Annotated in this window: 11 protein-coding genes; 5 read left to right on the top strand and 6 right to left on the bottom strand. The window is 57.6% G+C overall.

Going from position 1 to position 13,685, the window contains the following annotated elements:
- Positions 1-4 precede the first annotated feature (4 nt).
- A complete protein-coding gene (locus ACVWZ0_RS10860) occupies positions 5-916 on the bottom strand; it encodes a polyprenyl synthetase family protein (RefSeq protein WP_253454280.1) in 912 nt (303 codons plus the stop codon).
- Between the two features lie 591 nt (positions 917-1,507).
- The gene (locus tag ACVWZ0_RS10855) at positions 1,508-2,197 is read right to left on the bottom strand and encodes a hypothetical protein (RefSeq protein WP_253454281.1); all 690 of its coding nucleotides are present in this window, start codon (positions 2,195-2,197) and stop codon (positions 1,508-1,510) included.
- Positions 2,198-2,687: 490 nt separating this feature from the next.
- Here ACVWZ0_RS10855 and ACVWZ0_RS10850 point away from each other — a divergent pair, with 490 nt between their 5' ends.
- The 3 genes from ACVWZ0_RS10850 to ACVWZ0_RS10840 are packed head-to-tail and all read left to right on the top strand — an operon-like array spanning position 2,688 to position 5,612.
- A complete protein-coding gene (locus ACVWZ0_RS10850; RefSeq protein ID WP_253454282.1) occupies positions 2,688-3,449 on the top strand; it encodes an alpha/beta fold hydrolase in 762 nt (253 codons plus the stop codon).
- Positions 3,450-3,471: 22 nt separating this feature from the next.
- Positions 3,472-4,146, top strand: coding sequence for a heavy metal response regulator transcription factor (locus tag ACVWZ0_RS10845; protein ID WP_253454283.1), 675 nt, complete (start codon positions 3,472-3,474; stop codon positions 4,144-4,146).
- Complete coding sequence (locus ACVWZ0_RS10840; RefSeq protein WP_253454284.1) at positions 4,143-5,612, top strand: heavy metal sensor histidine kinase; 1,470 nt, start codon at positions 4,143-4,145, stop codon at positions 5,610-5,612. The genes ACVWZ0_RS10845 and ACVWZ0_RS10840 overlap by 4 nt, the downstream gene beginning before the upstream one ends.
- 170 nt (positions 5,613-5,782) lie before the next feature.
- Here ACVWZ0_RS10840 and ACVWZ0_RS10835 read toward each other — a convergent pair whose 3' ends face one another.
- From ACVWZ0_RS10835 to ACVWZ0_RS10820, 4 genes are all read right to left on the bottom strand, one after another.
- Positions 5,783-8,857 (bottom strand): efflux RND transporter permease subunit, encoded by a 3,075-nt coding sequence (locus tag ACVWZ0_RS10835; protein WP_253454285.1) that lies wholly within the window; start codon positions 8,855-8,857, stop codon positions 5,783-5,785.
- Positions 8,841-10,004 (bottom strand): efflux RND transporter periplasmic adaptor subunit, encoded by a 1,164-nt coding sequence (locus tag ACVWZ0_RS10830; RefSeq protein ID WP_253454286.1) that lies wholly within the window; start codon positions 10,002-10,004, stop codon positions 8,841-8,843. Before ACVWZ0_RS10830 ends, ACVWZ0_RS10835 begins: the two co-directional genes overlap by 17 nt.
- A gap of 98 nt (positions 10,005-10,102) precedes the next feature.
- Positions 10,103-11,275 carry a sensor histidine kinase gene (locus ACVWZ0_RS10825; RefSeq protein WP_253454287.1) on the bottom strand — a complete coding sequence of 391 codons (1,173 nt, stop codon included), beginning with the start codon at positions 11,273-11,275 and terminating at the stop codon, positions 10,103-10,105.
- Positions 11,272-11,967: a response regulator gene (locus ACVWZ0_RS10820; RefSeq protein ID WP_253454288.1), complete on the bottom strand. Its 696-nt coding sequence runs from the start codon at positions 11,965-11,967 to the stop codon at positions 11,272-11,274. The genes ACVWZ0_RS10825 and ACVWZ0_RS10820 overlap by 4 nt, the downstream gene beginning before the upstream one ends.
- Positions 11,968-12,087: 120 nt before the next feature.
- Here ACVWZ0_RS10820 and ACVWZ0_RS10815 point away from each other — a divergent pair, with 120 nt between their 5' ends.
- On the top strand, positions 12,088-12,870 hold the full coding sequence (locus tag ACVWZ0_RS10815; RefSeq protein ID WP_125290026.1) for a MipA/OmpV family protein: 783 nt from the start codon (positions 12,088-12,090) through the stop codon (positions 12,868-12,870).
- 105 nt (positions 12,871-12,975) lie between these two features.
- Positions 12,976-13,350, top strand: coding sequence for a helix-turn-helix domain-containing protein (locus ACVWZ0_RS10810; protein ID WP_125290027.1), 375 nt, complete (start codon positions 12,976-12,978; stop codon positions 13,348-13,350).
- Positions 13,351-13,685: the final 335 nt, after the last annotated feature.

The raw sequence follows: 13,685 nt of genomic DNA, 5'->3' as shown, positions 1-13,685 counted from the left end.
ATACTTAGCTAAAGGTCGCCAGCTGCTGGCTGAACCAGCTATGCATAAAACGCCGCGTCGCCAGGCCGTGCTGGCAGACGGAGAGATGCTGATCGGCGCTGTGCAGATGCTCGTGCAGGCGTGAGCGCACCGCCTCGGCGCCCAGCAGCGCCACCAGCGTCGATTTTCCGGCGTCCTTGTTAATATCTTTTCCCGTGCCGCTACAGCCGTCCGCCAGATCGTCGAGCAGCTGAAAAGCCTGGCCCAGATCGCGTGCGAAACAGCCCAGCTTCTGGCGCACGGCTGGCGTTGCATCCGCCGCCAGCGCCGCTATTTGCAGCGTGGCGCTAAATAGCATACTGGTTTTCAGGTCGTTGGTATCGGCTATCGCTTCTTCGCTGCGCGCCGTCGCGCCTTCGTTAAGATCGCGGAACTGTCCCTGCACCAGCCCTTGCAGACCCACGGCGGCGGAAAGCTCCGCCACGGCCTGGGCACGACAGGCATCCGACAGCCCTTCGGCGCCAGCCACCACGCCAAAAGCGTTGCTGAGCAGCGCAACCGCCGCGAGGATCGCCACGTCCTGGCCGAACTGACGATGGATAGTGGGCCGTCCGCGCCGCAGCGCCGCGTTATCCATACAGGGAATATCGTCCAGCATCAGCGAAGCGGCATGAACCATCTCCACCGCGCAGGCGAGATCGAGCAGTCCCGGATGATTTTTGTCGCAGCCCAGGTCGTATGCCGCCAACAGCAGCAGCAAAGGACGAATACGTTTGCCTGGCGCCAGCGCGCCTTCACGCATCGCCGCGCCGACCCGGTCGCGTTCGCCACCCGCGGGCAGGAGCTGGTCAAGACGCTGATGCAGCGCGTCGCGCAGCGCCCGCAGCTCGCTTTCCTGACTCAGTGATTCTTTCGCGTTGGTTATAGTTGCCGTCACTGGTTTTCCCGTCATAACGAGTGAATTAAGAGACCGTCGTGGCCCGCTCGCCCTTTTTTCGTCGTCGGGGCGACGACGGTCATGCTCATAAGAGCTAACGCTATTTCCGTTAAGCCTGGATGATGCTTAGCGAAAAAACAAAAACATTGCATTAATACTTATAAAAACAAGTAATTAATCAGCAAGGCCCGCTGTTTTTGGCTTTTATGTCTACAAAATAGCTAAACAGACAGCCTCTTTACTGCCTGTTGACATAAAAAAACCCGCCTGGCGGGCTTTTTTAGTGTAGTTCAATTAACAGGATAGCGAAGGCTATTGTTCTTTATGGGTAAAAATTGGAACCCCGTGCTCAGGGCTGGCGGAAAATCCATCGGCACGGAGCTTGTTATATGTGCTGTACGTAAAGGTTTAGCGGCGGCCGAGCCGTAAAGTGCTGTTGAGTGCGTAGCGGTATGGATCCCAGGCTTGAACCTGCGGGCTATAATGGGATGAACCGCCGGTTAATTCTGGCGGCCGTTTTATTGGCTGTATAAGCCGCTTTAGTGGTCATCACCACCTGATTAAAGCGCGCATGTCATCGTCAGCTTTATATCAATCCCAGGCGCAAGCTTCACACATATGATCCACATCCAGTCCCAGCTGCGTAAGAAATGCCCCCATGATGACTATTTCTGCCACAAATGCTAACCCATCGCTTAAGAAAAGCGCGGCCAGCTGCGCTGAAATAACAGTGCCCATAATGACCCAGTTATACCAGGCGAAATTTGTTTCAAGCGCGCCGAGAAATTGTCGAATACCCGTCAATTTCCAGATAGCGCTGAGCAGGTTGAAAACCGCCTGACCTGTCGCGCGCGCGCCCTGCGCATTACGGAACGCCTGAAGTAACAGCTGCAAGCCATTTAGCTGCGCTGCATTCAACTGACCGGCAATCTGTGCCGCCGCCCGTTGAGCCGGTGCTCCCGCTATGCCGCAATACTGTAGCCCAACAGACAGGACGTCACAGATGACGGTAATTTCCCACATAGTGCATTCACTAACGCCCGTCTTATTTGGTGCAGAGTCAAGTTCCAACTCTGCGGCGGCGGCGGGTTCTGCTGATTCAATGTCATAGCGGCCATTTACCAGATCGTACATGTCATGCACCGCTTTATCCCTGTCAAAAGTCTGCCCTGGGGGAGGCGGATTATCTGCAAGAAGTTGATCGAGATGGGGTAATACGGTTGCCCTGAAAGTATCAAAGTCCTGATTTTTCAATTGATCGGATGCGGTTGGCTCAGTCATGGCTGGCTATCCTCTAACAAGATGTAAGTAATTGATAAGTATTGAATAAGTAATTGTTATACGGAAAATATTTCAATGAAAATTAATCAGACGGATATACTTTAAAAGGAATCATTAATAATTCTATAGGATGGTCGTTGGTGTGCAAGTCAAGGGGCTGCTTTGAGTGATAGTCGCCCTCACCTGGCCAAGGGTCGCATGGAGGCAGACAAAGAAACCTCGTTATGTCTTTATCCGCAGGCTAACGGGAGCCGCACCGCAAATGCGGCTTCCCGCGAGGCTATATAAGCGCAACGGCTTTCGGCGACATACGCCTGTCAGAAGTCACCACTATTTCAGCCTTGCGCGAATCTGCCTCCGCCGTTAATCAGTACCAGATCACCTACATCCCCTTCCCTCCGGCGTCATTTTTTTGTCATCACTCCCTCACCCTGATGTCAGCGCCGGTTTCCTATCCTGTAGACGAACTTTCCTAATCAGGAGCACGATCATGAAACTGAAAAAAGTTGTTCTTGCAGTGAGTATGCTGGTGGCAATCGCAGGCGGCACGGCGCAGGCTCAGGCGCAGCCGGTCAAGAATATTGTGCTGGTTCACGGCGCTTTCGTCGGCGGCGCGGGCTGGCGCGCGGTGTACGATCGGCTGACGCATGATGATTATAACGTGACGCTGGTGCAGGAACCGCTGACCAGCTTTGCGCAAGACGTGGCCGCGACGCGTCGCGTTCTCGATCGACAAAACGGCCCGGTGATTTTAGTGGGCCACAGCTACGGCGGCGCGATTATCAGTGAAGTGGGCAACGACAATAAAGTGGCTGGTCTTGTGTATATTGCCGCGCACGTGCCGGAAAATGGCGAAACCGAAGCCGATAACGGCAAAAAAATCCCCAATAGCGCGCATCCGTTTGTAAAATCGAGCGATGGCTATCTCTCTATTGCCCCGGAATATTATCATGGCGATTTCGCTGCCGACCTGCCTGCCGCCCAGGCCAATTTCGAAGCCCATGCGCAGATGCCGACCAACGCAGCAGTGTTCACCGCCAACATTCCCCATCCGGCATGGAAAACGCGACCCAGCTGGTACATGGTGGCGAAAGCTGACAAAATTATCAGCCCCGATCTGGAACGTCTGTACGCCAAACGCGCGCACAGCCATACGGTGGAAATTGCCGGTGCCAGCCACTCGGTGTATCAGTCGCATCCTGATGAGGTTGCGCGGTTGATCGAGCAAGCCGCGCAGCACGCACTGCCTTAACAGGGTTCACAGGGAGAAGCGCATGAAAATTTTAGTGATTGAAGATGAAGTCAAGGCACGCGAATACATGCGCAAAGGATTGACGGAAGCGGGGTTTATCGTCGACGTGGCGGAAAACGGCCAGGACGGCCTGTTTTACGCGCAGGAGCATCATTACGATTTGATTTTACTCGACGTAATGATGCCCTGTATGGATGGCTGGCAGGTGATGACGGCGCTCGATAAACAGATCCACACGCCGGTGATCTTCCTGACGGCCAAAGGCACGTTGGAAGACCGTATTAAAGGACTGGAGCTGGGCGCGGATGATTATCTGGTCAAGCCCTTTTCGTTCGCCGAGCTGCTGGCGCGCGTCCGCACGCAGCTGCGACGCGGCAGCCTGCAAAAGCTGCCGGATGTGCTGACGCTGGCCGATTTGCAGCTCGATATTGTTAAACGCCGCGTCGAGCGCGACGGTCAGCGAATCGACCTGACCAACAAAGAGTTCAACCTGCTGCATCTGTTTCTGCTGCATCCTGGCGAAGTGCTGACCCGCCCCCTGATTGCTTCCCGCGTGTGGGATATGAATTTTGACAGCGACACCAACGTGGTGGATGTGGCGGTAAAACGCCTCCGGCAGAAAATTGATGGCCCCTTTGCCCAACCGTTGATCCATACCGTGCACGGCGTGGGCTATCGCTGCGAAGCAGAACCGTGAAAAAATACTCTCTCGCGGCGCGTCTGTCGCTTATGTTAAGCGCCACGGTGATGGCGATTTTTGCACTCATTGGCCTTGCGCTTTATCACTCGCTGGCCATACAAATTGGGCTACGCGACGATGGCGCATTGCTGACGCGTATCGATCAGATCCGCACGCTGTTACGCGATGAAGATGCCATTACGCTTATCCAGCAAAAGCCGCGTTTGTTTGCCAATATGCTGGGTAACACCGAGTCTTTACTGGTGCTGCGTTTTCCCGGCCAGCCACCGCTGATTGCGGTCAATCCTGGCCGGCGCCCTCTTCCCGTTATTACGCCTGTCGCCGCTGATCAGCCGCTGACGCTGTCGTCCGTTCATCACTTTGCCAGCGATGACGGCACGCCTTTTATCGCGGCGGCGGCACTCACGCCCACGCGCGACGGCAGCGGACAGATTGAGATCGTCACCGGTCGCCTGATGAACAATCGCACGCAAACGCTGCACGGCTACCGTAATCAAATTATCCTGGCGACTTCCCTGGCTGCCTTACTGGTGGCAGCCATAAGCGTCTGGCTGGTGCGGCGCGGTTTATCCCCACTCCGCCGCCTGACAACCGAGGCGAACGCGATCGATGTGCGTCATTTATCACGCCGCATGCCCGATCAGGCTCAGGCTGAACTGCAGCCGCTTATCGCTGCTTTTAACCAAATGCTCGGTCGCCTTGAAGGCGGCTACCAACAGCTGAGCCAGGTTGCTGCGGATATGGCGCACGAGCTGCGCACGCCGATCGGTACGCTGATCGGCCAGACCGAAGTGGCGCTGAGCCAGACGCGCAGCCTCAGCGATTATCAGGCGTTATTAGGCTCCAATTATGAAGAGCTGGAGCGTCTCGCCAGGATGATCGACAACATGCTGTTTCTTGCCAGGGCGGAGGATGCCAGCCAGTCGATAGCTATTCAGCGCATCGATCTGGCGCAGCCTGGTGAGAAATTGCAGAGCTATTTTGACAATATGGCGGAAGAAAAGGCGATGCGGCTTGAGATAAGGCTGGATGGCGAACTGTCTGCCGACCCGCTGCTGGTGCAACGCGCGCTGGCGAATCTGATAGCGAATGCGCTGAGCTATGGCGAGCGTAACACCACAATCCACGTCTATAGCAAGGCGCAGCCGCACGCCATCGAACTGGTAGTGGAAAACAATGGCCCGGTGCTGAGCGCCGAGTACCAGTCGCGCATTTTTGACCGTTTCTGGCGCGCTGACACCTCACGTCATCAGGGCAGCAGCGGGCTGGGATTGTCTATCGTGCGCAGCATTATGCGATTACATCAGGGAAGCTGTGAGGTAAACAGCGAGCACGGCGTCAATCGGTTTACGCTGCGCTTTCCCGCTAACGCTGCGAATGCCGTCGTCGACGTTTCTCCCGGCCATAGTGGTAAGAACAGCGAACGGGCAAAAAGCCCGGCTTCAGCTGCATCAGGATCCTGAACGGTGGCGCGTACGTCATGCACAGGCTGCGATAAGCCAAATTCGCCATCGGGTTTCGGGCATTACCCGATGTCAGTTGCAGACCCTGAAGAGCGCTGTTTCCCGGAAAGCGCCATTCTGAAAGCTGGCCTCCGTCCGTAAAGAGAAGCCCGGACAGGGCCAGCTTTTATCTATCCTGCTTCAGCGCCAGAAGATTTTTTCCGGCTGGCCCGGCGCGCTTCCGTCTGCATCACCAGACTCAGGGCCGCCGGCAAAACGGTGAGCGTCACCAGCGTCGCCACGATCAGCCCGCCGATAATCGCCAGCGCCATTGGCCCCCAAAAAATCTGGCGGGAAATGGGGATCATGCCCAGGATGGCTGCGCTGGCCGTCAGAAGGATTGGGCGGGCGCGGTGAGAGGCAGCGGCCTGAATGGCGGCGTTATAGTGCATACCTGAGCGCCGGTTATTGTCCGCCTCAGTGATGAGTATGACCGCATTGCGGATAATCATGCCCGCAAGCGCAATGATGCCCAGCAGCGCCACAAAGCCCATCGGCGTGCCTGTCGGCAGCATAGCCAGCACGATTCCGGGCAGGCCAAAAGGTGCCATCAGCAGCGCCAGAAGCATACGGGAAACGCGCTGTAGCTGAACCATCAGCAGCACCAGCATACAGAGCAGCGTGACTGGCAGAATAGCAAATACAGAGCTGTTGCCCTTGTCGGACTCGGCTACGGCTCCGTCCTCGCTGAGGCTGTAACCCAGCGGCAGTCCGGCCCTGAAGCGGTCAATAACGGGCTTCAGCCCGGCCGATACCCTTTCGGCGCGCAGGCCAGGTGCAAGATCCGTCTGCACGGTGATAAACGGCAGGCGCTGACGCCGCCAGATTACGGGATCCTCAAGCCCCCACTGCGGCGTGGCCACCTGCGCCAGCGGGATTTTCGCGCCCGTTTGCGCTGTCAGAAGCAGCCCGGACAGGCTGTCAAGACGGCGCCCTTCATCGTTGCCCTTGAGAACGACATCAACCAGCCTGTTCCCGTCACGCACGGTGGTAATCAGCATTCCCGACCACAGCGTGTTCAGATAACGGGCAATCAACTCGGAAGAGAGGCCCGCTGCCCGCGCGGCCGACTGATCCACCTTCAGCGTGACAACCCGTTCAGGCTCGCCCGCCGTCTGGTTGACCTCACGCGTCAGCGGAGAGGCGCCAAGCGTTGCTGCCAGTCGCTCTGCCTGCGCCCTGACCTGCTGGTAGTCAGGCCCGCTGACGCGGTAGCGAACGGGCCAGCCTACGGGCGGCCCCAGCTCAAGAGGAGCAACCCGCGTGGTGATGTCGCTAAAATCCCGCGCAAGCACGCCATCAAGATAGCGCCGCAGTCTTTCTCTGGCCGCCAGGCTTTTGGCCACCACCACCAGCTGAGCGGTATTTTCATCATCAAGTAAAACGTCCATCGGCAGATAAAAGCGCACTGCTCCGGTGCCGACGTAAGACGAGTAGTGGTCAACGTCGCGGCTGGCTGATACGGCTTGTTCCAGCCGCTCTGTCTGACGTAGGGTCGCCTCCTGAGAGGCATTCGCTGGCAAAGACAGGCTGACCAGAAGCTCGGGCCGATCCGAGGCCGGGAAAAACTCGCCCTGCATCCGGGTCATACCCGCACCTGCCAGCAGCAGCGCCAGTAGCGCGAGGCCAAGCGTCAGAAGCCGGTGTTGCAGAACGCGGGCGAGCAGGCGGCGATAAAGCCCGCCGAGGCGACCAGGACCGGCGGCGTGTTTCTGCCGGGTGCCCGGCAGCAGCCAGCTGCCGGTCAACGGTGAAAACAGCACGGCCACTATCCATGAGCTGATAAGCGCAATCAGCACCACGGCAAACAGGGTATAGCAGTATTCTCCCGCGCTTGAGGCGGCCAAGCCGACCGGAATAAAACCGGCAATCATGACCAGCGTACCGGTCAGCATCGGAAACGCCGTAGAGGTGAACGCATAGGTTGCCGCGCTGGCGCGTGAATCGCCGGCTTCAAGCCTGGCCACCATGGTTTCCACCGTTATCATTGCATCGTCAACCAGCAGCCCCAGGGCGATAATCAGCGCGCCGAGCGAGATCCGCTGTAGCCCAATACCGGCAAGGTGCATACAGATAAATGTCATAGCCAGCACCAGCGGGATTGCTGCCGCCACCACCAGGCCGGCACGCAGGCCCAGTGAAACAAAAGACACGGCCAGCACGATGATCACTGCCTCTACGAGCACGTGCATAAATCCGCTGACGGCCTCATCCACCACGGCGGACTGATCGGCAATACGCGTCATCTCAATACCGTGCGGCAGCCGTTCGGCCTCGCCTGCCATGCGCGCGCGCAGCGCCTGGCCGAAAGCAAGCATATTCCCGGTCTGCGCCATCGAGACGGCGAGCCCGATCGCAGGCTGTCCGTTGACGCGATAAAGCGGCGCAGGCGGCTCTGTAGGTCTGCGCACGACGGCGGCAATCGCTGTAAGAGGGATATAGCGTCCGTTTACCCGCAGCGTCACCGTGCGCAGGCTCTCTTCGTTTTTGAAAGCCCCGCTGACTCGCAGCGCTATAGTGTCATCGGCCGTACGCACGGTACCCGCTGGCTCTACCACGTTCTGCGCGCGAAGCGCCTCAGCGACCTGCTGTAAATCCAGCCCCATCGATGACAGCTTACGCGGTGAAAAGGCCACCACCAGCTGCTCTTCCTGCTCGCCCAGCAGCTGAATTTTACCCACGTCCGGCAGGCTCATCAGATCCCGGCGAATGTTGTCCACCCGATCTCTTAATTCCCGCATGGAAAAACCCTCTGCGGTAAACCCGTAAATAGTGCCGAAGGTGTCTTCAAAATCATCGTTGACGGCAGGCCCCTGCACGCCCTGCGGTAAAGAAGGGGCGGCATCCTGCATTTTTTTACGTACCTGATACCAGATGTCGGCAACCTGCGCAGGGGGCGTATCATCGCGAAGGTTTATAAAGATAACGCTGCGCCCGGCGTGCGTCTCGCTCTGGACGTAGTCAAGCCGGGGGATCTCCTGCAGTTTTTTCTCCAGCGTGTCGGTCACCAGCCTGACCGTATCGCTGAGGTTCGCGCCCGGCCATTGGGCAGAAACCACCGCCGTTTTGATGGTAAATGCGGGATCTTCAGTCCGCGAAAGCTGCTCATAGCTTATGATGCCCGCAGCCATAATGAGCAGCATCAGGAAGGCAATTAACTGCTGCTGCTTCAGCGCCCAGGCGGAAAGGTTAAAGCTCTGCTTCATCCTGATCCTCCTTGCTCCAGGCCACGCGCTCGCCGTCACGCAGGCTTCTGACGCCCGCCGTAACGACCCGCTCCCCGGGCGCGATCCCGGCGCGTATAAATACGGAATCTGCCGAATAGCCTGCGATATGCACGGCTCTCCGACGGACCCGGTTGTTAACCGCATCCAGCACAAATACGGCGGGATCGCCTGCCTGGCGCGTCAGGGCCGACGCCGGAAGCACCATAACCGCCTCAGCTACCGTTTCTGCGGCTGGCAGCGTGACCGTGACGCTGGCGCCCATCGCCATATCGGGCGGTGGATTATCCAGCGTGACCCGCACTCGCCAGCTTCGCGTTTGCGGATCGGCCTGCGGACTGATATCGCGCAGATGCCCCAGCGCGCTTACGGTCGGATCCCGCAGCAGCGCAAGGTGAAAAACGGCACCGGGCTGGCGGGATACCATTGCGGGACTGGCAACGTCAAACACGACGTCGCGGCCATTGCCAGCGGCAACGGTAAATACCGTTTCTCCGGCGCTGACAACCTGCCCTGCTGATGCGCTGACGCCCGTCACTACGCCGCTGGCAGGCGCGGTAAGGGCCGTCCAGCGCAGGTTTTCCTTCGCATTTTTCAGCGCCGCCTCGCTGCTCTGCGTGCGCGAAAGCGCCGCCTGCCAGTCAGCCGTGGCCGTATCCAGCTGAGCACGAGCGATAGCACCGGACGGCATCAGAAGACGCATTCGATGCAGATTAAGCAGCGCCACTTTTTCTGCGGCCCGGCTGCTGCTGACATCAGCCTGCGCGCTGATAACCTGGTTCAGCGCCGCCGGACTGTCCAGCACGGCCAGCGTGTCGCCCTGGCTGAACCGGCTCCCGACGTCGGCACTGCGCGTCAGTATGCGGCCCTCCAGCCTGAAACTCAGGGAGGTTTCATCATGCGCGCGGACTTCACCGGTCAGCGTCTGCTGAGCAGGCGCCGTGCGCGGGCCGATCGTCATCCATTCAACCGGACGCGGTGCGGGTGGATTTTGTTGTTTTTGCCGATCGCAGCCGGTCAGCATAACAGCCATCAGCACAAGGCCGAGCAGCAGTAAGACACTATGATGTCGCAGATCCAGCAGTTGCCAGGCCCCCTGTTTTATCAGGCCTGGAAGGTTGTCTGACATGGCGCAGTTCCTCAATTGAGTTTTGCGCCATTAAACCTCGCCATTATCAAGAACCCGGCCACATTCCATCAAGGGAGTGTCAAGACCCTCAGCAACCGTTATGCATCGTGAGGCAGCACGATCCGCATTCTTAATCCGCCCTCAGGCGGCAGCGTGGCGTCCAGCGTTCCGCCGTGCGCCTGACAGATAGCGCGTGCAATTGAAAGGCCCAGCCCGCTCCCGCCAGAATGCCGTGCCCGTGAGGCCTCTCCGCGCGTAAAGCGCTCAAACATGACTTCAAGAAACGCCGGCGGCACGCCGGGCCCTTTGTCCTGAAAAATAATCTCATAATGCCCGTCTGTGCTGCGGCTGCTCAGATACAGGCTGGTGCCGGAACCCGCATAGCGCAGCGCATTTTCCAGCAGGACGGTAAAAACCTGCCCCAGACGAAACGGATCGACGTTAAGCAGCGTTTTTTCAGCCAGTTCGGCAACCGGATAAATGCCTGCTTCATCAAGCTGGGATTTTATCCACTGCAGGCGATAGCGCAGGATCTCGGACGGACAGCAGCGAACCCTTTCCAGGCTAAGCTGCCCGGCGTCCGCCAGTGAAAGCAGCTGCAGTTCATCAATCAGCCTGCGCAGGCAGTTCAGCTGGCCCATGATCATGGCAAGCTGTCGCCCATCCGCGCTGAACACGCCGTCAAGCAGCGCCTGTAGCCGAACCATGGCTGCGGTCAGCGGGGAGCGCAGCTCATGCGCCATAGCGACATGTGAGGCGCGAAGCTCTTTTTCATAACGCGCAAGCTGGCGCGTCATGGCGTTGAAGTTTTGTGCGAACTGCACCAGTTCTGCTGGTGCCGACGGCGTCAGCGCAGCCTGCGCACCGAAGTCACCTTCCGTTACCTGTTCAGCTGCGCCTCTGAGCTGGCTGAACTGAGCCGACAACGGGCGGGCATGGCGCAGCCCGAACCAGGCAATGAATGGAATCGTCACCAGCACCAGGACGCCGACGGTGATCCAGTCCGAAGAGGCGATGGAGGGATCGGAATAGCCGATACCCCACCAGCTATCAATGATCTGATGAAAACGCGCCGGATTAAGATTAGGGTTTTCACGCAGAACCAGGAATTCCTGCAGTATCGCGTGGGGCATATGCCAGGTGATCCAGAGATACTGAAGCGTAAAGCGCAGCCACATGCACAGCGCTATCAGGACAACGGTACCGATGGCAAGCGTCAGAATGCGAACGCAGATCCAACGCCACAGGGTTTGCAGCTGTGGATTTTTCATGGCTGCCGGAACCTGTAGCCGACGCTGCGTACGTTAAGAAGAACCTCTTTCATGCCGGCCGCCTCAAGTTTTTTGCGCAAGTTGTAGATATGTGTATCGACCACGCGTTCAAGCGCGTCGCTTTCAGGCAGGCACCGCTCCAGTAAAAACTGACGGCTGAGCGCACGAACCGGGGCGCGCATCATCGTCACCAGTAATAAAAACTCGGTTGGGGTCACGTCCACGTTGATTAGATCATCAATACCGCGCGTAACGGTTACGGTCATGGCCGAAGTATGAACCTCCAGCGCCTGCCAGCGCAGCACCTCCTCTTGCTGAACGGCTGGCTGACTTCGCCGCAGCACGGCCTGCACGCGCGCCACAACCTCTCCGGGATGGTAGGGCTTGACCACGTAGTCGTCGGCACCGTAGCGCAGCGCGCCGATGCGATCGGGCATGTCGCCGATGGCCGTTACCATAATCACAGGAACGTCACTGCTGCGCCTGATTTTTGCCAATACCTCCGTACCGTTAAGACCCGGCAGCATCACGTCCAGCAGGATCAGATCAGGGTGCCAGCGCCCGGCTATTTCCAGGCCCGACACCCCGTCCCCGGCCGCGCGAACTTCGTAGTTTTCGCGGCGTAAATAGGCTTCAAGCACCTCAACCGCATCTGCGTCGTCCTCAATAATAAGAATTTTTTTGTTTTGCATGGTTCACCTTGACACTTTCTTCACAATTCCCTGGCCGTTTATTGACACACCCACAGGATACTCCGGGTTGTCGATACGGGTGTATCGGCAAAGTGGAATGAACCCATAAGAGGTAAGGTGATGATAACCAGAAAAGCACTGCTGTATATGGCCGGTCTGGCCCTGACAACTTCAGCGACGGCCCGCGCGGACAGCGGTGATGCCCAAAATAGCGTGACCGTCGGCGTCGGCGCACAGTCTGCGCCCCGCTACAGCGGCTCGGATCAAACCCGCCTTCAGCCGGTTCCGGTTTTCCAGGCCCGACACGGTGCCTTCTTTGCGGATGCTCAAAAAGGCATTGGCTACGATTTACAAAGCAACAGTGGACTCTACCTGGAACATACGCTGGGCTACAACCTCGGACGAGATGACAAAAATTCAGACTGGCGTGACGGCGGTAAGAGGCTGAAGGGCATGGGCAAAATCGATCCCACGGTCAATACAGCGCTGGCCATCGGCTGGCAGGTCACGCCATGGCTCAGCGCCGAGGGCAAAGCGGTTCTGCCGTTCAGTGACGATCAGGGCGTCAATTATCAGGCATCCCTGACCCTTCTGCCGGTGCAGAGTGAAAGCGATACCGTCGCGCTGCAAACCGCGGCATTATTTGGCGATGCCCGCTATATGAATACCTGGTACGGCGTCAGTCAGGCGCAGAGCCAGCGCAGCAGGTTTACGCGCTACCGCGCGCCGGGCGGTTTTTACGGTATTGCAACCTCTCTGATCTGGAGCCACCAGTTTGATCCTCACTGGGGAACGCTTATCAGCGCGGGCTATACCTGGCTTGGCGATCGCGTAGCCGACAGCCCTGTTGTTTCCCGGCGCAATGAAGCAACGGGCACGGTCGGCTTTACCTATACATTCTGATGCTTTCTGCGCATAAGCGTTTCCAGGCCGTGCCTCATTGCGTACCTGCCCGTGCAGGCTCGTATCGATATTTATCAAACCTGGGCAGCCAGCGGGAATAACAATATGCTGTCGGACGACGTATTTTTTACGGGGCTGGTATGTTGGATAAGAGAAAACTTAACCAGAAAAGTCACCGTTCAGGAGGTGGCGGCCCGCTACGGTTATTCAAAGTGGTATCTGAACCGGTGCTTTGTGCGCTACGCCGGTATCAGCCTGGGTGCTTTTATTCGTCTGGAAAGGATGAAGGCCGCCGCTGATGAGCTTATCAGCGGCGACCAGCGAATTATAACTATCGCCCTGCGCTATGATTTTGAGTCGCAGCAGACGTTTACGCGGGCATTCAGCCGACAGTACGGTATGCCGCCCGGCGCGTTCAGGCAGGTTATGCGCAAAGCGAAGCCTGAACATTCAGAGAACGCTCACGCCCGAACATGCTAGCGGCTGATTATCATTCCCTTTCATCGCTTTCAGTATTGCCCGGACATACCTGCTCTTCCTTCTCTACGGCTGCCACGCTCGTCTGAATTATCGCGAAGGCTGGTTTTGCTTATCGAATCCGGCGGCGATCTGACGCTATGCTTCTGGTGAGCCTCCTTCCGTCAGGCCACCGCTCAAGATCTATACGATACAGGCATGGTCGCCCGGCTTACTGGCTGATAAATAAAAATTATTATAAATTTCAATTAATTAAATAAAAAACTCATCTGAATTATCGGTTTTGTCCGATTTTTTTACGTTTACTGCGTCAGTTAACAGAATTTTTCATAAACTCA

This window comes from Erwinia sp. TECH1 (assembly GCF_054057575.1).
This window is presented reverse-complemented; position numbering and strand designations above follow the sequence as displayed.